General features: G+C 72.0%; 15 protein-coding genes and 7 pseudogenes. 13 read left to right on the forward strand and 9 right to left on the reverse strand.

The window, feature by feature from the left end:
• Positions 1 to 273 precede the first annotated feature (273 nt).
• The 3 genes and pseudogenes from CCZ36_RS01250 to ligD all read left to right on the forward strand — a co-directional run bounded on the left by CCZ36_RS01250 (position 274) and on the right by ligD (position 2,519).
• Positions 274 to 363, forward strand: a complete 90-nt coding sequence (locus CCZ36_RS01250) for a hypothetical protein (protein ID WP_237302567.1) — start codon at positions 274 to 276, stop codon at positions 361 to 363.
• Positions 364 to 609: 246 nt separating this feature from the next.
• A pseudogene (ku, locus tag CCZ36_RS01255) lies at positions 610 to 1,544 on the forward strand (non-homologous end joining protein Ku).
• A gap of 43 nt (positions 1,545 to 1,587) precedes the next feature.
• Positions 1,588 to 2,519, forward strand: a pseudogene (ligD, locus tag CCZ36_RS01260) (non-homologous end-joining DNA ligase).
• 118 nt (positions 2,520 to 2,637) lie between these two features.
• Here the strand turns inward: ligD and CCZ36_RS01265 are convergent.
• Positions 2,638 to 3,147, reverse strand: a complete 510-nt coding sequence (locus CCZ36_RS01265; RefSeq protein ID WP_128816885.1) for an SRPBCC family protein — start codon at positions 3,145 to 3,147, stop codon at positions 2,638 to 2,640.
• Positions 3,144 to 3,521 (reverse strand): ArsR/SmtB family transcription factor, encoded by a 378-nt coding sequence (locus tag CCZ36_RS01270; RefSeq protein ID WP_069735170.1) that lies wholly within the window; start codon positions 3,519 to 3,521, stop codon positions 3,144 to 3,146. Before CCZ36_RS01270 ends, CCZ36_RS01265 begins: the two co-directional genes overlap by 4 nt.
• Before the next feature lie 322 nt (positions 3,522 to 3,843).
• On the opposite strand from CCZ36_RS01270, the pseudogene dhaK reads away from it, so the two are divergent.
• The 4 genes and pseudogenes from dhaK (at position 3,844) to CCZ36_RS01290 (ending at position 6,555) form a co-directional block, all read left to right on the forward strand.
• A pseudogene (dhaK, locus tag CCZ36_RS01275) lies at positions 3,844 to 4,835 on the forward strand (dihydroxyacetone kinase subunit DhaK).
• A 42-nt stretch (positions 4,836 to 4,877) separates the two neighbouring features.
• Positions 4,878 to 5,495, forward strand: a complete 618-nt coding sequence (dhaL, locus tag CCZ36_RS01280) for a dihydroxyacetone kinase subunit DhaL (RefSeq protein ID WP_069735171.1) — start codon at positions 4,878 to 4,880, stop codon at positions 5,493 to 5,495.
• The gene (locus CCZ36_RS01285; protein WP_010061674.1) at positions 5,492 to 5,902 is read left to right on the forward strand and encodes a PTS-dependent dihydroxyacetone kinase phosphotransferase subunit DhaM; all 411 of its coding nucleotides are present in this window, start codon (positions 5,492 to 5,494) and stop codon (positions 5,900 to 5,902) included. The genes dhaL and CCZ36_RS01285 overlap by 4 nt, the downstream gene beginning before the upstream one ends.
• Before the next feature lie 144 nt (positions 5,903 to 6,046).
• A pseudogene (locus CCZ36_RS01290) lies at positions 6,047 to 6,555 on the forward strand (NUDIX domain-containing protein).
• Here the strand turns inward: CCZ36_RS01290 and abc-f are convergent.
• The 6 genes and pseudogenes from abc-f to CCZ36_RS01320 form a co-directional block, all read right to left on the reverse strand.
• Positions 6,519 to 8,255 (reverse strand): ribosomal protection-like ABC-F family protein, encoded by a 1,737-nt coding sequence (gene abc-f / locus CCZ36_RS01295; protein WP_128816886.1) that lies wholly within the window; start codon positions 8,253 to 8,255, stop codon positions 6,519 to 6,521. The pseudogene CCZ36_RS01290 and the gene abc-f overlap by 37 nt on opposite strands.
• Positions 8,256 to 8,610: 355 nt before the next feature.
• On the reverse strand, positions 8,611 to 9,651 hold the full coding sequence (locus CCZ36_RS01300) for an NAD(P)-dependent alcohol dehydrogenase (RefSeq protein WP_128816887.1): 1,041 nt from the start codon (positions 9,649 to 9,651) through the stop codon (positions 8,611 to 8,613).
• 109 nt (positions 9,652 to 9,760) lie between these two features.
• Positions 9,761 to 10,575, reverse strand: a pseudogene (locus CCZ36_RS01305) (SDR family NAD(P)-dependent oxidoreductase).
• A complete protein-coding gene (locus tag CCZ36_RS01310; protein WP_128816888.1) occupies positions 10,572 to 11,231 on the reverse strand; it encodes a TetR family transcriptional regulator in 660 nt (219 codons plus the stop codon). Before CCZ36_RS01310 ends, CCZ36_RS01305 begins: the two are co-directional and overlap by 4 nt.
• Before the next feature lie 113 nt (positions 11,232 to 11,344).
• Positions 11,345 to 12,529: a PP2C family protein-serine/threonine phosphatase gene (locus tag CCZ36_RS01315; RefSeq protein WP_128816889.1), complete on the reverse strand. Its 1,185-nt coding sequence runs from the start codon at positions 12,527 to 12,529 to the stop codon at positions 11,345 to 11,347.
• A 173-nt stretch (positions 12,530 to 12,702) separates the two neighbouring features.
• A pseudogene (locus tag CCZ36_RS01320) lies at positions 12,703 to 13,033 on the reverse strand (GNAT family N-acetyltransferase); the annotation flags it as partial.
• A 514-nt stretch (positions 13,034 to 13,547) separates the two neighbouring features.
• Between CCZ36_RS01320 and CCZ36_RS01325 the strand changes: the two are divergent.
• From CCZ36_RS01325 to CCZ36_RS01345, 5 genes and pseudogenes are all read left to right on the forward strand, one after another.
• On the forward strand, positions 13,548 to 14,420 hold the full coding sequence (locus tag CCZ36_RS01325; protein ID WP_069735178.1) for an RNA polymerase sigma factor SigF: 873 nt from the start codon (positions 13,548 to 13,550) through the stop codon (positions 14,418 to 14,420).
• Positions 14,421 to 14,563: 143 nt separating this feature from the next.
• Positions 14,564 to 15,493, forward strand: a complete 930-nt coding sequence (locus tag CCZ36_RS01330) for a TetR/AcrR family transcriptional regulator (protein WP_128816890.1) — start codon at positions 14,564 to 14,566, stop codon at positions 15,491 to 15,493.
• A gap of 78 nt (positions 15,494 to 15,571) precedes the next feature.
• Positions 15,572 to 16,464 (forward strand): annotated as a pseudogene (locus CCZ36_RS01335) (3-keto-5-aminohexanoate cleavage protein).
• Between the two features lie 101 nt (positions 16,465 to 16,565).
• Positions 16,566 to 17,525 carry a 3-hydroxyacyl-CoA dehydrogenase NAD-binding domain-containing protein gene (locus tag CCZ36_RS01340; RefSeq protein WP_128819380.1) on the forward strand — a complete coding sequence of 320 codons (960 nt, stop codon included), beginning with the start codon at positions 16,566 to 16,568 and terminating at the stop codon, positions 17,523 to 17,525.
• Positions 17,522 to 18,091, forward strand: a complete 570-nt coding sequence (locus tag CCZ36_RS01345; RefSeq protein ID WP_443069782.1) for a thioesterase family protein — start codon at positions 17,522 to 17,524, stop codon at positions 18,089 to 18,091. Before CCZ36_RS01340 ends, CCZ36_RS01345 begins: the two co-directional genes overlap by 4 nt.
• A gap of 45 nt (positions 18,092 to 18,136) precedes the next feature.
• Here the strand turns inward: CCZ36_RS01345 and CCZ36_RS01350 are convergent, their stop codons facing one another.
• Positions 18,137 to 18,817, reverse strand: a complete 681-nt coding sequence (locus CCZ36_RS01350) for an adenosylcobinamide amidohydrolase (protein ID WP_443069836.1) — start codon at positions 18,815 to 18,817, stop codon at positions 18,137 to 18,139.
• Between the two features lie 283 nt (positions 18,818 to 19,100).
• Between CCZ36_RS01350 and CCZ36_RS01355 the strand changes: the two genes are divergently transcribed.
• Complete coding sequence (locus CCZ36_RS01355) at positions 19,101 to 20,135, forward strand: DUF2382 domain-containing protein (RefSeq protein WP_069735182.1); 1,035 nt, start codon at positions 19,101 to 19,103, stop codon at positions 20,133 to 20,135.
• The last annotated feature ends 141 nt before the right edge of the window (positions 20,136 to 20,276 follow it).

Consider the following 20,276-nt stretch of genomic DNA (forward strand, 5'->3'; position numbering starts at 1 on the left):
ACGTGGCCGGGCCCGCACAACCCGACCGCTGCCCCCGAGAGAGGGCGACCTTCCGGCACCACCGGCGCGACGAGGGGCTCGACCCCGGGGCGGTCTGACCGGAGTCCGGGTTCCCTCCGCCACACCGCGGCCGACGGCGGGATCCGCATCCGCTCCGGTGCAGGGCCCGGCGGCTTCTCCCCGTACCGGTCAGCAGGTGCCGCCAGGCGTAGTGGGCGCTGCCGGTGGTGATCCGCGTTCCGAGACGAGCCCGTCGAGCACCCCGGCCAGATCGTGAGCGAGGGCGACGAGATCACCGTACGGATCGTCGAGGTCGACCTCGTGCGCCGCCGCCTCACCTTGTCCGCCAGAAATCTGCCGTAGGACGGGAAACGATCTCCCGGGGCCCTGTGCCGCACCAGGTCACCTCCCCCGGCGGCCTCCCGGACGGCAACCTCTGCGCCCGCTATCTGGGCAGCTCCCGCACGGCGTGCCCGCCCATGGTGGGGATGCGGACGTCCCTGCTCCGCGTGAGGATCAGGAGTACGACGTTGCAGCCCGGGCGCTTCGACCGTGGCCCCCGGCTTCTCCCTCGCTGCACAGCGGCGCAGGGTCCTGGAGGTGGAAGAGATGCCGCGACCGTTGTGGGCCGGTGCGATCAGTTTCGGGCTGGTGACAATTCCGGTGAAGATCGTGTCCGCGACCGAGGATCATGATGTCCACTTCCACCGGGTGCACCTGGCGGACATGGGGCGGGTGCGGACGAGGAAGGTCTGCGAGCTCGACGGCGAGGTGGTGTCCCAGGATGAGATCGGCAAGGGCTACGAGATCGCGAAGGATCAGACGGTCTCGGTGACGGACGAGGAACTGGAGCAGATGCCGTTGCCGACGGCGAAGGCGATCGAGATCGTCGCGTTCGTCGACGCCGGCACGATCGATCCGGTCCGCATCAGCGCCTCCTACTACCTGGCCGCCGACGGGCAGGTCGCCGCCAAGCCCTACACCCTGCTCCGCAAGGCCCTGGAGCGGTCCTCGAAAGTGGCGGTGGCGAAGTTCGCGTGGCACGGCCGCGAGCGCCTGGGCCTGCTCCGGATCCGCGAAGGAGCGATCGTGCTGCACTCCATGAAGTGGCCCGACGAGGTCCGCAGCCCCGACGAGCTGGCCCCGCGCGAGGTCGAGGTCGGAGAGCAGGAGATCGAGCAGGCCCTGCAACTGGCCGAGCGGATGACGATCGAGGACCTGTCCGGCTTCCACGACGAGTACCGCGAGGCCCTGGAGAACATCATCGCCGCGAAGGCCGACGGCAAACCCCTCCGGCCCCGGCCGACGACGGGAAGCAGGACAAGGGCGAGGTCGTAGACCTGATGGCAGCCCTGAACGCCTCCGTGGAGGCCGCGAAGGAATCGCGCGGCGACGACGGCAAGGACGCCACCGTGCACGAGATGCGGCCATCCAAGAAGACCGCCAGGAAAACTCCGGCGAAGAAGACGGCCGCGTCGAAGAAGTCGACGACGTCCAGGAAGACGTCGAAGAAGGCGGCCGCGAAGAAGCGCAGTGCCTCCTGACCCTCCTGCTGTTGCGGGTGCCGGGCTGCCGAGGATCGAGCCGATGCTCGCGACGCCCGGCCCGCTGCCGTCCGCGACTGTGGAGGACCGCTGGGCGTTCGAGGTGAAGCAGGACGGCCAGCGGGCCATGATCTACCTGCCGGGCAACGGCACCATCCTCGTACGCGCTCGTTCGGGCACGGACATCACCGCCGCCTACACCGAACTCCTCCCCCTCGCCGACGCCCTCGGCTCGCGCAGCGCCGTACTGGACGGAGAGATCGTCGCCCTCGACGATCAGGGCCGAAGCGACTTCGAACGCCTCCAACAGCGCATGGGTCTCGCCGGCTCCCCCGCCAAGGCCGCGCGGATGGCGAACCAGGTGCCCGCGCACCTGATGCTCTTCGACGTCGTCCACCTGGAGGGCCGACTCCTGACGGGGCTGCCGTACGCGGAGCGGCGGGAAGTGCTGGAAGGTCTCGGGCTGGCCGGGCCCGCCTGGTCGACACCCTCGGCGATGACCGGGCACGGCGCCGAGGCGTGGGAGATGGCCCGGGAGGCCGGGCTGGAGGGGCTGATCGCGAAACGGCTCACCTCCCGGTACGAGGCCGGGGCACGGTCGAAGACCTGGGTGAAGATCAAGGTCCACCGCATCGCCGACGTCGTGGTCGGTGGGTGGGTCCCGGACGCGGACGGTTGACCGGTCTGCCCGGGGCCGTCCTGGTCGGCGAGCGGCACGACGGGCTGCTGCACTACGCGGGCAGCGTCGGCACCGGCTGGAGCCATACCGAACGCACCCGCCTCGCCGAGCTCCTCCAGGCCGCGGCCACCGACACCTGCCCCTTCACGCCGGTACCACCGGTGGTCGGGGCCAGGTGGGTCCTCCCCCGGCTCGTCGGTGAGGTCCGCTACACCTCCCGCACCCGAGCCGGCCGCCTGCGCCACCCCTCCTGGCACCGGCTACGCCCCGACCTCGCTCCCGGCGGTCTGGCCTGAGAGTGCGCCGGGCGGGTGTTCCAGGCGGGCGGAAGCAGCAGGACGCTCTGTGCTCCCTGCTGCACGACCGCCTGGCCACCCGGCGAACGTCCGGCTGGTGCAGCGCGGCTCGTCGGGCTCAGCTGAACATGTCGAGGTAGTGCTGTTGGTGGACCGGGTGGTAGTCGCCGAAGTCGACGGATGCCGGGTCACCGCCGGTCTCGGCGGCGACGAGTCGGTCGAGGTAGTAGTCCCAGCCGGGGCCGACTCCGCCTGCCATCGCCGGGTCGTCGCCGACGGACTGGGTGAAGGTGAGGGTCGTGGTGCCCTCGTGCTCGACGAGCGTGAGCGTCATGTGCCAGACGAGTTCCTCACCGGGCACCCGCGAGATGAGGACCAGACGGCGGGGGGCCTGGCACTCCTGGACGGTGAGGACCTCGGCCTGGTGCTCGTCGCCCTCGTAGAGCATCCGGAAGTCGACCGAGCCGGTCGACGGGTCGCCGGTCCATTCGCCGATCCATCGGGCCAGACGGTCCGACTCGGTGACCGCCGCCCACACGTCCTCGATGCCGGCCCGGAAGGTGCGGTCGAAGGCGATGCTGTCCAGGCCGTCGATGGTCACGCGACGCCCGGTGGGGGTGCTGGTCATGCGGATTCCTCCTGAGGTCTTCCGGTGCCGGGAGCGGCGTCGGTGCCGGCCCGGCGGTCATGGACGGTTCTGCGGACCTCCAGGTCGAGGGCGTCGAAGGCGCTCTCGGGGATCGGGGGCCGGTGCCCGGCGAGCTCGTCGAGCAGGGCGCGGACCGGGGCGAGACCCGGGCGGGCGAGCATGTAGTGGCGCTCACGCCCACGGTCCTCGGCCGTGACCAGCCCTGCCTCGGCGAGCACGCGCAGATGCTTGCTCACCGCGGGCCGGCTGATCGGATGCCGCGCCGCGAGGTCGACCACCCGGGCCGGGCCGGAGGCGAGTGCGCACAGCAGGTCACGACGTACGGGGTCAGCCAGGGCGACGAACGGGTCCACCCCACATTGGTAACCCTTAGGTTTCCAATAAGCAAGTCCTCAACCCTTGACCCCGGATTCCCGAAGCGGCCTTTGCGGTGGCATCGGACGCGCCACGTTGGCATCATCACGTTGGAGCGCCCAGAATCCGCACCTCAGAATAAAAAAGCGCCGCGCCAGCACCGTGACGATCAGTCAGGACTCAGCAAGCAGTCAGCATCAGTACCGCCAGAAGGCGCGGCCGGCCGCCGCGGACCGCCAAGATCCACAACTGGCTACACCCTTGGTGACCTGCAAAAACCCAGGTCACCAAGTTCTTCGCCACGCACACCTGGAGACCGGCATGAAGATGCTCATCAACGTTCCCGAGACCGTGGTCGCCGATGCTCTGCGGGGCATCGCAGCCGCGCACCCCGAGCTCACCGTCGATGTGGAGAACCGGGTCGTCGCCCGGCGGGACGCGCCCGTGGCGGGGAAGGTGGGGCTTGTCTCCGGGGGTGGTTCCGGGCATGAGCCGCTGCATGCCGGGTTCGTCGGGCCGGAATGCTGTCGGCCGCCTGCCCCGGGGAGGTGTTCACCTCGCCCGTGCCGGACCAGATGGTGCGGGCGGCCGCGGCCGTCGACAGTGGGGCGGGGGTGCTGTTCGTCGTCAAGAACTACACGGGTGACGTGCTGAACTTCGAGATGGCCGCCGAGCTCGCCGAGGACGAGGGGGTCCAGGTCGCCCAGGTGGTGGTGGACGACGACGTGGCCGTGAGCGACAGTACGTTCACCGCCGGGCGGCGCGGCACGGGAGCGACGCTGTTCGTCGAGAAGATCGCCGGAGCGCTGGCTGACGAGGGCGCGCCGCTGGACCGGGTGGCCGCGGTGGCGCGGCAGGTGAACGGGGCCTCGCGCAGCTTCGGGGTGGCGCTCGGTGCCGTCACCACTCCGGCGAAGGGCAGCCCCACCTTCGACCTGCCCTCCGGAGAGCTGGAGTTGGGCATCGGCATTCACGGTGAGCCGGGGCGTGAGCGGCGCCCGATGATGACGTCCGGGGAGATCGCCGACTTCGCCGTGAACGCGATCCTGGAGGACCTGCGCCCCACCGGTCCCGTGCTGGCGCTGGTGAACGGCATGGGGGCGACACCGCTGCTGGAGCTGTACGGCTTCAACGCGGAGGTCCACCGTGTGCTGTCCGAGCGGGGCGTCCCGGTGGCTCGTACGCTCGTGGGGAACTACGTGACGTCGCTCGACATGGCAGGCTGCTCGGTGACGCTGTGCCAGGTCGACGAGGAGCTGTTGCGGCTGTGGGACGCGCCCGTGCGGACGGCCGCGCTCCGCTGGGGCCGCTGAACCGCCGACGGGGCCGTGACCGGTAGAGGAACAGGAGATCATGTGCTCGACACCGACTTCTTCCGTCGCTGGATGACCGCTGCCGCGGCGTCCGTGGAGCGTGAGGCGAACCATCTGACCGAGCTGGACTCCGCGATCGGGGACGCCGATCACGGCAGCAACCTCCAGCGCGGGTTCGCGGCGGTGACGGAGGTGCTGGAGAAGGACGCCCCCGCCACCCCCGGTGCGGTGCTCACCCTGGCGGGGCGCCGGCTCATCTCCACCGTCGGCGGGGCCTCGGGCCCGCTGTACGGGACGCTGCTGCGCCGTACGGGCAAGGCGCTCGGTGACGACGACGAGGTGACGCGGACACAGTTCGCCCAGGCGTTCGCGGCCGGGGTGGCCGCGGTGGGGCAGCTGGGCGGCGCCCAGGCCGGGGACAAGACGATGCTCGACGCCCTGCTGCCCGCGGCGGAGGCCCTCGCCGTCTCGTTCGACGGGGCGGTGGACGCGGCCCGGGCGGGCGCGGAGGCAACGGTGCCGATGCAGGCGCGCAAGGGCCGGGCCAGTTATCTCGGCGAGCGCAGCATCGGGCATCAGGACCCGGGCGCCACTTCGGCGGCGCTGCTCGTCGAGGCCCTGGCCGCTGCGGCCACGGCGACGGACGGAGTGGACGCGTGAGCGACGAGCAGCAGGTGGGCATCGTGCTGGTCTCCCACAGCGGTCCGGTCGCCGAGTCCGTCGCCGAGCTGGCCCGGGGTCTCGCCGCCGGAGGGGTGACCGCACCTGTCGCCCCGGCCGGCGGGCTGCCCAACGGCGGGCTCGGGACGAGCGCGGAGCTGATCGGGCGGGCCGCCGCGTCGGTGGACCGGGGCGCGGGCGTCGCGGTCCTGGTGGACTTGGGAAGCGCGGTCCTCACGGTGAAGTCCATGCTGGCCGAGGGCGACGAACTGCCCGAGAACACCCGGCTCGTGGACGCTCCGTTCGTGGAGGGCGCGGTGGCCGCCGTGGTGACGGCCTCGGCGGGTGGTGACCTCGCGGCCGTGGAGGCGGCGGCCTCGGAGGCATACGGCTACCGCAAGACGTAACCCCCCCTCGTGGCGCTCCGCCCCAGGGAAAACGCCCCCGCGTGTCGCCTCGCCCCCCGGGGAAACGCCTCCGCGTGGTGCCTCGCCCCCGGGGAAAGCGCCCCCGCGTGGCGCTTCGCACTCCGTCGCCACAGACTTGACGACATGTCGACGGGCAGACGCAGTGCGGGGCTCCTTCTCTTCCGGGTCACGGCGGGCGGGACGCCGGCGAGCGGGATGTCGAGGTGCTGATCGGGCATATGGGCGGGCCGTTCTGGGCGGGGCGGGAGGCGGCGGCGTGGTCGGTGCCGAAGGGCGAGTACGGGCCGGACGAGGGTCCGGAGGAGGCCGCCCGACGCGAGTTCACGGAAGAGCTGGGGGTGCCCGTCCCGCCGGGTGAGTGGATCGCGCTGGGCGAGTCACGGCAGCGCAGCGGCAAGACGGTGGCCGTGTGGGCCCTGGAGGCCGAACTGGACCTCGCATCCGTTGTGCCCGGGACGTTCACGATGGAGTGGCCGCGCGGGTCCGGCGTGCAGCAGGAGTTCCCGGAGATGGACCGGTTCGCCTGGTGCACGCCGGAGCAGGCCGCCGAGCGGCTCATCGCCGGTCAGCGGGTGTTCGTCGACCGGCTGCGCGCTCAGGTGCGCGGGGCGGCCGCCTCCCCCGACGCGTAGGCGGGGGCCGAGGCGGGATCCGTGCGCACCTCGCGGCCTGCCCGCAGTTCCAGGACGTCGCCGGTGAAGCGGGCCCGGAAGCTGCGGTCGTGCGAGACGACGACGACCGCGCCCCGGTACTGGTCGAGAGCCTGCTCCAGCTCCTCGACCAGGCTCAGCGCGATGTGGTTCGTCGGCTCGTCCAGCACCAGCAGATCCGCCGGCCGGGTCACCAGACGTGCCAGGGCCAGCCTGCGTTGCTGGCCGACCGAGAGGGACGCGACGGGCACGTCGAGGTCCTCGGGGCGGAACAGACCGAGGGCCAGGAGGTCGTCGGTGTACTCGTCGGGGAAGCCGGGCCGGCCCGCCGCGAAGGTGGCGAGCAGGGTGCGCCGGGTCGGGTGTGCGGGCAGTTCCTGCGGCAGGTAGCCGATGCGGGCGTGGCGGGTGACCGTTCCCGTGTCGGGGGTCAGGTCGCCCGCGAGGACCCGCAGCAAGGTGGTCTTTCCGGCCCCGTTCTCACCGGTGACCAGGAGCCGGGCTCCCGAGGTCACGCGCAGGGAGGGGAGGTGCAGCCGGTCCCCCACGGAGACGGATTCCAGCTCCACGAGGGTCCTCGCTCGGCTCGCGGGGCCGCCTGTCGTGTCGCTGGTCCCGCCGGCCTTCGAGGCGACGGACGGGCGGCCGTTGAAGGTGAGCGGGCGGGGCGGGGGCGGTACGGGCACCCTGCGCAGGGCGTCCAGCCGGGTCCGGGCCGCCCTGACCCGGCCGGCCAGTTTGGCCTCGTGTGAACGGCGGTGCTTGCCGAAGCCCTCTTTCGGGTCGCCCCCGGTGACCGCGAGCCGTGCTCCCGCCGCCTCGACCAGTTCCTCGGTACGGGTCAGGTCCGCCAGGTACTCCTCGTGCTCCTGGGCCCAGCGGCGGCGGGCGGCGGCCCTGGCGGTGCGGTAGCCGTCCCAGCCGTCCCCGTACCGGGTGACCGTGCGCAGGTCCCGGTCGACCTCCAGGATCACCGAGGTGACCCGTTCCAGGAACGCACGGTCGTGGGTGATCGCCACGACGGTGCCCCGGTGGGCGCGCAGGTGATCCTCCAGCCAGCCGACGGCGCGGGCGTCGAGGTGGTTGGTCGGCTCGTCGAGCAGCAGCAGTTCGGGGGCGGCGGCCAGCACGCAGGCGAGGGCCAGCCGGGACTGCTCGCCGCCGGACAGCGTGCCGAGCGGGCGGTCGCGGGTGAGGTGGGCGAGGCCGAGACCGTGCAGAGCCGCTTCGGTACGGGCCTCGGCCCGGTAGCCGTCGCGGTCCTCGTAGGCGGTGAGGAGATCCCCGTACGCGGCGAGTTCCGCGTCGGTGGGTTCCGGGTCGCCGGGCTTCCGCTCCGAGAGGCCGGCCTCCGCCCCGCGGATACGGTGTTCGAGGTCGCGCAGTTCGGCGAGGGCCGCGTCGACGGCGTCCTGCACGGTGGCGGTCGGGTCGAGGTCGAGCGTCTGGGCGAGGTAACCGGTACCGCCGGGGAACCGGACGGTGATCTCACCGGTGTCCGGGGCTTCGGCCCCGGCCAGCAGGCGGAGCAGGGTGGACTTTCCGGAGCCGTTCTCGCCGATGACGGCGGCCTTCTCACCGGGCCGGACGGTGAGGGTCACCTGGTCGAGTACGGAGCGGTCCCCGTACGCCTTGGAGACGTCTTTCACGGCCAGTTGAGCTCGGTCGCGCTGGAGGTGCATGGGTGCCTTTTCCCTGGGTGGCGGCCCGCGGCGGCGCGCACGGCAGCGCGACGAGGGCGGGGCGTGGATGCCGGACGGCGGAGGGACGGCGGAGGGCGCGCGGGGTGACGTCGACGTCACCGGGGCCTCATCGCGAGTCACGCGTCACGTCACGAGCACGCGTCACGACGCACGAGGGACTTGGCACCGGGGCGTCTCAGTGGGACGCGCGGTGCGGCGCGCCGCGGCCGTCCGGGCCGGGAATCAGCGGAAGAAGTAGAAGCGGTACGAACCCATGTCGGCCAGTCTAGCGGCGGGCGGCCTCCCCCTGCCGGGGTTTTCCCCTGCCGGGAATCCGGCCGCCCCCGCTCGTGGGTCAGCCGTTGGGCAGGATGACGGCCCGGCCGTTGATCCTGCCGTCGTGGAGGCGCTCGTACGCCAGCGGGGCCTCGTCGAGGGAGTACGTCTCCACGTGGACGTCCACCGCTCCGGCGTGGGCCAGGTCGAGGACCTCGGCCAGTTCCTTGCGCGAGCCCCAGTAGGGGGCGCAGACATTGGCCCCGTACGGGAGCGTCCCGAAGCCGACCGGGAGCGCGCCGCCGCCGATGCCCACGATGGTGACGTCGCCGTCCACGCGGGCGACGGCTCCGGCGGTCTGCACGGTGGGCGGCGCTCCGACGAAGTCGAGGACCACATGGGCGCCGAGTCCGCCGGTCAGTTCCCTCACCCGGGCGGCCGCCTTCTCGTCGGAGAGGACCGCTTCGTGGGCGCCGACGGTCCTGGCCAGCGCGAGCTTGTCCTCGGTGACGTCGAGGGCGATCACCCGGGCGGCCGTCATGGCGCGCAGCAGCTGGATCGCGACGTGGCCGAGGCCGCCGGTGCCGATGACGACGGCGGTGGAACCGGGCACGAGCTTCGCCAGTGAGCGCACGATCGCGTGGTAGGGGGTGAGTCCGGCGTCGGTGAGGGGCACCGTCTTCACCGGGTCCAGGTCGCCGATCGGGACGAGGTGGCGAGGGTTGTCGACGATCATGTACTCGGCCATCGCGCCCGGGGCGCCGAGGCCGGGCGGCATGATGCCGAGCTCCCCGGCACGCAGGCAGTAGTTCTCCTTGCCCTCCGCGCAGTTCACACAGGTGCCGCAGCCCCAGGGGCCGTACACCGCGACGGAGTCTCCGACCGCGAAGGCGTCGACACCGTCACCGAGGGCGGCGACCGTGCCGACACCCTCGTGGCCCAGGGTGAGGGGCAGGGGGAAGGGGATCTGGTCGGCCGGCCAGCTCATCACGGCGATGTCGGAGTGGCAGACGCCGGCGGCGGTGACCTTCAGCAGGACCTGGCCGGGGCCGGGCTCGGGATCCGGGACCGTGACCGCCTCGGGGGCGGCGCCGACGGCTCGGTACTGAACGGCTTTCATGGGTCTCCTCGCTTCTTCCTTGCTTCTTGCTCGGTCTCGCCGGCCCCCCGTTCTTCTCTCTGCTCTCTTTGTCGCCCCCGTGTCCCCCGCCCGCCACTCGGGCCCTCGCTCACGGGGCGGAGTAGCCGCCGTCCACCAGGTGGTAGCTGCCGTGGATGAAGGAGGCCTTGTCGGAGAGCAGGAAGGCGGCGAGTTCGGCGACCTCCTCGGCGGTGCCGAGGCGCCCGGCCGGGTGCAGGGAGATCAGGTGCTCGCGGGCCGCCGGGTCGGCGTTCCGCAGGAGCGGGGTGTCGATGAAGCCGGGCCGACCGCGTTGATCCGGACGTTCCGGGAGGCGTATTCGAGCGCCGCGGTCTTGGTGAGGCCGACGACGCCGTGCTTGGCCGCGACGTAGGCGGGCGATCCCGCGAAGCCGTTGGTGCCGAGGATGGACGACATGTTCACGATCGCGCCGCCTCCCGCCGCGACGATGGCGGGCAGTTCGTAGCGCATCGAGTGGAAGACACCGCTGAGGTTGGTGGCGACGACACGGTTCCAGTCCTCGACCGGGTACTCACCCGTGGGGCCGCTGGGGCCCGCGATACCGGCGTTGTTCACGGCCAGGTGGAGGGCGCCGAAGGTGTCCACCGCGAACCGCACGCCCGCCTCGACGGAGGCCGGGTCGGTGACGTCCATCGCGACGGCGGCGGCCCTGGCTCCGGTGCTCTCCAGCTCGGCGGCGGTCTTGTGCGCGTTCTCCTCGTCGTAGTCGGCGACGACGACCGCCGCGCCACCCGCGGCGAGCCGCCGGGCCAGGGCGAGGCCGATGCCGGAGGCCCCGCCGGTGACGAGAGCCGTGCGGCCCGCGAACTCGGCCGAGGGCGCGCCCGTGCCTGTTTCCGCGGAGGTGGAGAAGGAGCTGGAGCTGTGTTCGGTGCTGCTCATGGGGTTGCCTCTACTTCTGCTGTTTCTGTTGTTTCTGTCGCTTCTCCGGCTGTTTCTGCCAGTGCGTCGAAGGCCTCGACGACCCGTTCGGGCAGGGCGTCCGGACGGCCCCCGCGCACCCAGGCGGCCTGGGCGGCGAGCAGCGCGCCCGCTCCGGCGGCGACGGTCACGGCGGGCCGGATGTCATGCCGGGGATCGACGCCGAGCCGGTCCGCGACGATGGCGATCGAGTCCTCCTGGGCGTCCACCCGGATGTGGTGGAAGACGGCGTAGAGCGTCGGTTCCTCCTCGGCGACCACCAGCAGCTCGAAGATGCGGGGGCGGCGGTGCCAGGCCTCCGCCTCCGGATCGGCGAGCCAGTCGAGGACGGCCCGCCGGTAGGCGAGGAGCGGGGGTTCCGGGGCCGGGCGGGCGCGCAGGGCCGCGTTGATGCGGTCGCCGTCGCCCCGCAGGGAGTCGAGGGCGGCGGCCTCCTTGCTCGGAAAGTACCGGCTGAACGTACGGCGGTCGACGTCCGCGGATTCCGCGATCTCCTCAACCGTCACGTTCCGCAGCCCCCGGTCGAGCACGAGCTCGAACGCGGCCTGCGCCAGGGTGTCGCGGGTGCGGCGCGCCTTACGGCTGCGCCGCTCCGGGATCTTCTGTTCCGGAGTCATACATGCACCGTACACCTGAAAATGTCCCCACGCGACATTCGTCTCATGGGGACATCAGGAGGGCGCATCAACGCATCGGATGGCATCAGATGCAGAGGAGGTATTCGGACGTATCAGCGGGTGACCGCGGGGGCGCGGCGCAGCGCCAGGGCGGCGACGTCGTCGCGCCGGATGCCGCCGGAGAACTCCTCCAGGTCGACATGGAGCGCGTCGAGCAGCTCGCGCGGGCCGTGGCCGGCCCAGGCCGCTACCCGCTGGTCCAGCGGGTAGAAGGCACCCGTGGCGTCGCGGGCCTCGGTCACCCCGTCGGTGACGACGAGGAGCGTCGCGTCCGGCGGGAAGTCGAAGGACTCGGCCCCACGGGCCTCCCGGCTGAGTCCGGCGAGGCCGAGGGGGACGGAGGTCCGGTGCAGGGTGACGGCCGAGGTCCGGCCGTCACACAGCAGGCGGGGCGGCAGGTGACCGCAGTTCACGGCCTCCACCCGGCCGCTCTCGTCGAACCCGAGCACGAGCGCGGTCACGAAGCGTTCGGCCTCGCCGGTCTGGGCGGAGAACTCGTTGTGCCGGACGACCGCGTCCTCCAGCGCCTGGACCACTCCGGTGAGCGTGGGTTCACGGATGGCCGCCTCGCGGAACGCGGCGATGGCCGCGAATCCGGCGCCGATGGCCGCGAGCCCCTTGCCCTGGACGTCCCCGATGATCACCCTGGTCCCGTAGGGCGACTCGACGACCTCGTAGATGTCTCCGCCGACGAAGCGGTCCTCCTCGATCGGCTCGTAGAGCCCGTGCGCGAAGACGTGGTCGGTCACGACGGGCAGCGGGCGCAGGATCTGGCGCTGCAGGGTGACGACGGCGGATCGCAGCCGCGCCATCTCGGTGGCGTGCCGGATACGCGCCGCGCAGGCGGCGACCCCGAGGGCGCAGGCGAGTACGGCGAAGCCGATACCGAAGACGAAGTCCCAGAAGGTTCCGTCCGCCCCGGCCCGGAAACCGACGACGACCGTGGTGATCCACACCGCGACCCAGATGGTCTGGCGGAGGCTGCAGTAGACGGAGGCGAGGGCCGGGACGACCACGAGCAGCGGCACGACCCGCAGCTCGTTACCTGCTCTGACGTCGAGGAAGACGGCCAGCAGGGTCAGCAGGGCGAGCCCTCCGACCAGCGCCCAGTTGCCGATGCGGCCCTCGGACACCGCCGCGATGCCCGCGTCCGGGCTCTGTACGGCACCCTCCCGGTGCCGTACACCGCTCCGCCTCTTCGGCGTCTGGGGTTTGCGTGCCCTGTCCAGCAACGTCATGGGCACGGCCTGTCCTCCCGTTGGTGCATCGGCGCCGCCCGCGGTTTCGGTCGGTCCCTTCCAGTTGACCGGGAGGAGGGCGTCCGCGCAGGAGGCCTTAGGGCCCTGAGGGGTGCCGAAGGTCCCGTCCGGGACTTCCGGCCCGGGACCTCGGCCCCGGACCAGCGGGTGCCTCTGGTCTCGTGGGCCGAGGGGAACGTGGCGGGGACGAGGGCCGAGAGGAATTCCGTACGCCGGCGGAGCCGGAAGCCCAGGGACTCGTAGAGCCGGATGGCGCCCGTGTTGGAGGCGGACGCGTGCAGGAACGGCGTCTCGCCGCGCGCTCGGATCTCGTGCGCGACCGCCAGGACCAGCCGGCTCGCCAGCCGCTGCCCCCCGTACGGACTCATCCGTGCAGACGCCGCTGATCTCGGTCCGGCCGGGCGGGTGCAGCCACTCCCCCGCCATCGTCACCAGGTCCAGCATCTCCGGCACGTCTTCCGGGCCGAGCGGGACCGCCTCCGGGTGACGTCGTCGGGATGGCGCAGAGCCCGGCCACGGCTCTCGGCGAAGTGGGCAGTAGGTGCTGCGGGTGTTCCGCGAGGCAGATCTGTTCATGGCCCCGCGGTCATCGGGAGGTGTGCGGGAGGTGCGAAGGGGCGTCGCGGCGCGTGCCCGCACGCGGACGAGCGGCGAAAACGACTCATCCGTAGGCCAATACGTGCCGGTGCGGTCCCAACGGCCGCCCGCCTGTGGCACTCTGGTGGCGACCGCCCCACCGGGCTCCCCCGTACCGGTGGGGCGGTTCTTCGTGCCTCCACGGCTCACGCCCCTCTCGTGCGCTCCGCAAGGCGCGCCCGTCACCCGTGTCTCCGACCCCCGTGCGTGACGGCTCCTCAGGACCGAATCAGGCTTGCTTCCGGCCAATTCGATCCGTATGGCCAGATCAACTCCCTCCGCGACGCATGAGAGCCGTACCCCCGGGAAGGCGAACAGGCCTCAGGGCCTACGAACCAGAAACCAGGGAGCGTGACGCGACATGACCGTGCAGACCTCGCAGACCGCCGGCACGGAGCGGACAGGCACAACCGAAGAGCTTCCGTGGATCGAGGATGCCGGGAAGGTCGCTCCGCTGGACGCGCGCCGCCTCTCACGCCTCTTCTTCGACCGCCTCCAGGTCCTGGAGGAGGGCACCCACGAGTACCAGTACGCGCGCAACACCCTCATCGAGATGAACCTGTCCCTCGTCCGCTTCGCCGCCAACCGCTTCCGCAACCGGGGCAGCGGCGACATGGAGGACATCGTCCAGGTCGGCACCATCGGGCTGATCAAGGCGATCGATCGCTTCGATCTCTCCCGGGAGGTCGAGTTCACCTCGTTCGCGGTGCCGTACATCGTCGGGGAGATCAAGCGGTTCTTCCGCGACACGAGCTGGGCCGTGCACGTGCCGCGACGTCTCCAGGAGCTGCGGGTCGATCTCGCCAAGGCGAAGGAGGCCCTGGCCGGCGAACTCGACCGGGACCCCACGCCGAAGGAGCTGGCGGAGTACCTGGGGATCGAGGAGTCCGAGGTCACGGAGGGGATCGTCGCCTCCAACGGCTATACGGCGGGCTCCCTGGACATGCCGACCGACACCGCGGAGGCCGGACCCGGCCAGACCGCCGGGCGGACCTTCGCCGACGTGCTGGGCGATCCGGACCCCGCCATGGAGACCGTGGAGAATCTTCATGCCCTCGCGCCCCTGCTGGATGAACTGGACGAGCGGGAGCGCCGGATCATCGACATGCGCTTCGGCCAGGAGATGACCCAGGCGCAGATCGGCGCGGAGCTCGGGATATCGCAGATGCACGTGTCGCGTCTGCTGAGCCGGATGCTGGGCAAGCTGCGGAGCGGGATGCTCGTCCAGGAGTGACCGCCGCCGGGGCGAACAGCCCGGAGGAGGGGTGTTGCGGTTCTGACTGATGCATCAGTCAGAACCGCAACACCCCTCTTCTTTCGTGGTCGACAGCATATTCGTGTTGAGATTTTCTCAACACGTCGTTACGGTGGCTGACCATGCAGCAGCAGGACGAGGTGGCCGCACGGGTCCGGCAGGTGATCGACGCGGCGGGTGTGAGCGCGCGGGAGTTCGCGCGGCGGATCGTCATCGATCCGTCGAAGCTGTCCCGGTCCCTCAACGGCACGCGCCGCTTCACCGCCGCCGAACTGGCCCGGATCGCGGACATCGGTGGTGTGGACGTGGGCCGGCTGCTCGGGTCGGCGGCCGATGCGGCGGCGGGCGCGGACGTGGCAGGCCGTACAGCGGCCGGTGCGGCGGCGACGCCGTCGACCGCACGCTCTTCGTCGGCCCCTCGCCCGCCGCTGGCCTCGCCGGAGGGCGGCAGGCCTCTCCAGATCGTGCGCGAAACCGTCCGGCTCATCGCCGAACGCGGATTCCACGCCGTGCGGGTCGCGGACATCGCCGCGGCCTGCCACACCAGCACGGCGGCGATCCACTACCACTTCCCCGGCCGTGACGAACTGCTCGAAGCCGCGGTCCGCTGGTGCATGGACGAGGACACCCGTCGCCGCGCCGACGCCACGGCCGGTACGCGGCACGCCGGGGACGAACTGCGCCTGCTGATCGAACTCCAGACGCCCCGCACCGAGCAGCAACGGCGGCAGTGGTGCGTCTGGCTCGACCTCTGGGCCGAGGCCGCCCGGTCCACCACGGTCGGGCGGCTCCACGTGGAGTACTACCGCCAGTGGCGGGGAACGGTCGCCGACGTGATCCGGCGCGGCATCGAGCAGGGTGTGTTCCGTCCGGTCGACGCCGACAGCGCGGCCCTCGCCCTCACCGCACTCATCGACGGCCTGGCCTCCCAGGTCCTGGCCACCGAACCGGACGGCCAGGTCGACGGAGTCCCGGGCACCGGCGCACAGGCCATGCACGACACGCTGATCGCCCACGTGGACGCCTGCCTGACAGCCCTCAGGGCCGACTGACCCCCGTACGACGACGAGCAGCCCTCACCACCCCCAGCTCCCCAGCCCTGTCAGCTCCCCCGGAGGAGATGTTTCCGCATGCCCGTGAACCAAGACGTCATCATCACCTGCGCCCTCACCGGAGCCGGCGACACCGTCGGCCGCAGCCCCCATGTCCCGGTGACGCCCGAGCAGATCGCCGCCTCCGCCGTCGAGGCCGCCGGGGCGGGCGCGGCCGTGGTCCACATCCACGTCCGCGAGCCGGAGACCGGCGCACCCTCCCGCGACCCCCGGCTCTACCGGGAGGTCGTGGAGCGGATCCGGGAGACCGGCACCGACGTCGTCATCAACCTGACCGCAGGCATGGGCGGTGACCTGGTCATCGACCCGGACGCCCCGCTCCGTCAGCTCCCGGGCACCGATCTGGTCAGCGGGCTGGACCGGCTGCCGCACGTGGAGGAGCTGTTGCCGGACATCTGCACCCTCGACTGCGGTTCGCTCAACTTCGGCGACGGCAGCAACCTCTACGTCTCCACCCCGACATGCTGCGCACCGGTGCGAAGCGCATCCAGGAACTCGGCGTCAGGCCCGAGTTGGAGATCTTCGACACCGGGCAGCTGTGGTTCGCCAAGCAGCTCCTCGCCGAGGGACTGCTCGACGACCCCACGGTCTTCCAGCTCTGCATGGGCATCCCGTGGGGCGCGCCCGCCGACCCGGGGGTCCTCCAGTCGATGGTCAACATGCTTCCCCAGGGCGCCCAGTGGGCGAGCTTCGCGCTCGGCCGGATGCAGATGCCCTGGGTCGCGCAGTCGATCCTGCTCGGCGGACACGTACGGGTCGGCCTGGAGGACAACCTCTATCTGGGCAAGGGCGTCAAGGCGACCAACGGCCAGCTGGTGGAGCGCGCCGTGCGGATCACCGAGTCCCTGGGCTCCCGGGTCGCCACACCCGACGAGGCCCGCGAGAAGCTCGGCCTGCGCCCACGCACCTGATCTCCCCGATCTCCCAACTCCTCTTCCTCTCACCGTCTTTCCGGAGTGCCGCCCATGACCGTCATCCCCTCCCCCACCCCGCCCCCCGGGCCCTTCTCCTCCTGCGCCCCGAGGACGTACGCCGCGTGGCCTGCGTCGGCGCCGGGGTGATCGGCGGTGGCTGGGCCGCCCACTTCCTCGCTCGCGGTTACGACGTCACCGCCTGGGACCCGGCCCCCGACGCGGCCGTCCGGCTGCACCGCCTCATCGCCGCCGCCTGGCCCGCGCTGGAACGGCTCGGCCTGGCCGACGGGGCCTCGCAGGACCGGCTGACCGTCACCGCGACCCTCGAAGAGGCCGTGACCGAGGCCCAGTTCGTCCAGGAGAGCGCCCCCGAGAAGCTCGACCTCAAGCGCGGCCTGCTGGCCCGGCTGGACGCCGCCGCCCCCGCCGGTACGGTGATCGCCTCGTCGACCTCCGGCTATCCGATGACGGACATGCAGACGCAGGCCGCCGACCCCGGGCGCCTCGTCGTCGGGCATCCCTTCAACCCGCCCTACCTCATCCCCCTGGTGGAGGTCGTCGGCGGTGAACGCACCGACCCCGCCGCGGTGGAGTGGGCTTCGCGCTTCTACGAGGTCGCGGGGAAGTCCGTGATCACCATGGACCGCGAGGTACCCGGCTTCATAGCCAACCGGCTCCAGGAGGCCCTGTGGCGCGAGGCGCTGCACATGGTCGCCAACGGCGAGGCCACGGTCGCGGAGATCGATGCGTCGATCACCGAGGGGCCGGGGCTCCGCTGGGCCGTGATGGGGCCGATGCTCACGTTCGCGCTCGCGGGCGGCGAGGGCGGGATGGCCCATATGCTCGACCACTTCGGCCCGTCGCTGAAGTCACCCTGGACCCGGCTCGAAGCACCCGAACTGGACCGGGCCCTGTACGAGGCGGTGGTGGCCGGCTGCGACGAGGCAGCGGACGGCCGGAGCATCGCCGACCTGGTCGCCGAACGCGACCGGGGCGTCATCGACATCCTGCGGGCGACGGGCCGCCTGCCCCGTACCGCCGAGGAGGCGACCCGATGAGCGAGCAGCACCCGCACGAGCGGACGGCCGCGATCGGACAGCCGGCCGAGACCGAGCAGACCGCCGTGGCCGACGACGACGCCTCGCTCCCGCTCTTCCACCGGACCGTACGGCCCGAGTGGATCGACTACAACGGCCATATGAGCGAGGCGTTCTACGTCCTGGTCTTCGGGTACGCCACCGACGCGATGATGATCGAGACCGGGCTGCACGCCGGATACCGGGAGAGCACCCGCTGCTCGCTCTACACCGCCGAGTCGCATGTGCGCTATCTCCGTGAAGTGGCCGAGGGGGCCCATCTCACCGTCCGTACCCGGCTGTTGGGCGTGGACGCGAAGAAGGCGCGCTTCTGCCACGAGCTGTACGTGGTCGACGCCCCCGACGACGCACCGGGGCCGGAGGCCGCGCCGGTGGCGACGACCGAACTGCTGGCGCTCCACGTGGACCAACGGGCGGGCCGCACCGTTCCGTTCCCGGATACCGTACGGGAACGGCTGGCCTCGCTCGTCGAGCCCGCGCCCGCGTGGGCGGGCCGTTCGATCGCCGAGGTCCCGGCCGCCCGCTGAACGCGCATGTCATGCCCCGTACCCGCTGACGGTGGTCCGACCGGGTCACGCGGCCGGGCGGGCCCCGGCCAGTACGGCGCGGTGCACGGCGCGGGCGATCCGCGCGCCCCAGGTGGAACGGGGTCCGGCGAAGGGTTCGCCGCCCTCGTGCCCCGGCTCGGGGGCGGCGACGCACACGGCGTCGGTCGGCGTGCCCGAGCAGTCGAGTCCCGCGTCCAGGAGCGCCTGGACCTTGGCCTCGGTGGCGGTGGCGACGGCGTTGACGAGGGCGGCGTCGGAGAGCGCCACGGGAAGGCTGACGACGATGTTGACCGTCCCGGGCCGGAACGAGGGCGCCCGGTCGTCGTCGGGGGCCGCCGCCCAGCCCCGCACACCGAGGCCCGCCGTGACGGTCGCCGTGACGCCGCCGTCCTCGGCGGTCGTGTACGCGGCGACGTCGGCGGCGGTCATCAGCCCGGCCCCCGGTCCCGAGAGCCCCTCCGCTGCCGCGATCTCGGCAAGATGGCGGTCCGGATCGAGGCGCGGGTAGCCACCGGGGACCTGGGCGTTGAGGATCCAGGCCCGGGAGCCGATGCCACCGCCGAGCACCGCGCTGCTGCACACCCGCACGCCCGGCCCCAGCCGCCACACGAGGTGGTGGAGGTGTTGTCCGCCCTCGTGCCGGTCGCGAAGGTCCGCGCGCGGTTCGCCGCGTTGCGCGGGCAGCCCGAGACGTACGGAAGAGATGGCGCACCCCTGGTGGTTCGGCGGGTCGGCGGTGATCCGTCCTGCGGCCGCCGTGGTCCGCCGATCCTATGCGAGCGCGGGTGACTCACCCGATTGGCGTAATGCGCTCCGGAGTGGCCCGGTGCCGCCGCACAGGGCCCGGGGCCCCGCAACGGGCTTCCGGGAGCCGCGATCGGGGTGGGCGGGCGGTTGCAGCGTCCATGCGGGTGAGGCGCGATGGAAGCCGGACGCGCCACCTCCGGTGGAGCCAGCCACAGGGCGTGCCCGAGAGGAGGAATCGGTTATGGGAGCCGCTGACGGTTTCACGGATTCCGGAGAACTCGACGGTCTGACCGTGTACGACAACGACGGCGAGAAGGTCGGCAGCGTGGGCCGGGTGTACGTCGACGACGACACCGGCAAGCCCGACTGGGTCACGGTCAAGACCGGCCTGTTCGGCATGAAGGAGAGCTTCGTCCCGCTCGCCGGAGCCCGTCGAGTGGGTTCCGACCTGCACGTCGCCCATCCGAAGGAGAGCGTCAAGGACGCGCCCCGGGTGGACGCGGACGCGCACCTCTCCGTGGCCGAGGAGGAGGAGCTGTACCGGCACTACGGCCTGAGCAGGAAGTCCGGCAATCTCGGCGAGAACCGGTCGCCCGGCATGGACGCGCCGACCGTCGCCGGGACCGGGGCGATGGGCGCGGCGGGTGCCGCGGGCACGGCGCGGGGCACCGGAACGCCCCCCGGCGCCAAGGCGACCACCGCCGGGACGAGCGCCGGGACGGCCGGCGCGGGAACGACAGGAGCTGCGGGCATGGCAGGAGCAGGCAGCGGTACGGGCAGGCATCGCGACACGGACGCGTCCACCACGGCACGTCCGCTGGCGGGCGCCGGTGCGGGGACGTCCCGGGCGGCCGACATGAGCGGCAAGGAGGAGATGATCCGCTCCGAGGAGCAGCTGCACGTCGGCAAGGAGGAGTACGAGAGCGGCAAGGCACGGCTGCACAAGTACGTGGTGACCGAGGAGGTCACCCGGACGGTGCCGGTCTCCCACGAAGAGGTCCGGGTGGTCCGTGAACCGCTCCGGCCCGGCGAGAAGACCACCGGGACCACGGACTTCGCCGAGCAGGACGTCGAGGTCACGCTGCACGCGGAACGCGCCACCGTGCGCAAGGAGGCCGTGCCGGTGGAGCGGGTCCGGCTGGAGACCAACCGGGTCACCGAGCAGAAGGAAGTCTCCGCGGAGATCCGCAAGGAGAAGATCGACTACGCGGACGGTAGGGACACGGGTACCGGCAAGGACGCCGGCGGCGAGTTCGGCCAGGGGCGACGCCGCTGACCGTCTCGACCCCAGGTGGCCGGAAGGCCGCTCCCACGTCCTCGGCCGCCGGGCGGGCTCGCAGCTTCGAGTCCGCCCGGCGGGCTGTCCGGGGCCGTTCGGGCCGGGAGGGCTGGGCCGGGGCGCGGGCAATCCGTCGGT

The sequence above is a fragment of the Streptomyces sp. S063 genome (assembly GCF_002832675.1).
Lineage (GTDB): Bacteria > Actinomycetota > Actinomycetes > Streptomycetales > Streptomycetaceae > Streptomyces > Streptomyces sindenensis.

Coding starts and splice junctions, on each gene's coding strand:
- CCZ36_RS01330 (WP_128816890.1), top strand. CDS start 14,564: ATGCAGCAGCAGGACGAGGTGGCCGCACGGGTCCGGCAGGTGATCGAC.
- CCZ36_RS01355 (WP_069735182.1), top strand. CDS start 19,101: ATGGGAGCCGCTGACGGTTTCACGGATTCCGGAGAACTCGACGGTCTG.
- CCZ36_RS01325 (WP_069735178.1), top strand. CDS start 13,548: ATGACCGTGCAGACCTCGCAGACCGCCGGCACGGAGCGGACAGGCACA.
- CCZ36_RS01345 (WP_443069782.1), top strand. CDS start 17,522: ATGAGCGAGCAGCACCCGCACGAGCGGACGGCCGCGATCGGACAGCCG.
- abc-f (WP_128816886.1), bottom strand. CDS start 8,255: ATGCACCTCCAGCGCGACCGAGCTCAACTGGCCGTGAAAGACGTCTCC.
- CCZ36_RS01300 (WP_128816887.1), bottom strand. CDS start 9,651: ATGAAAGCCGTTCAGTACCGAGCCGTCGGCGCCGCCCCCGAGGCGGTC.
- CCZ36_RS01315 (WP_128816889.1), bottom strand. CDS start 12,529: ATGACGTTGCTGGACAGGGCACGCAAACCCCAGACGCCGAAGAGGCGG.
- CCZ36_RS01310 (WP_128816888.1), bottom strand. CDS start 11,231: ATGACTCCGGAACAGAAGATCCCGGAGCGGCGCAGCCGTAAGGCGCGC.
- CCZ36_RS01265 (WP_128816885.1), bottom strand. CDS start 3,147: ATGACCAGCACCCCCACCGGGCGTCGCGTGACCATCGACGGCCTGGAC.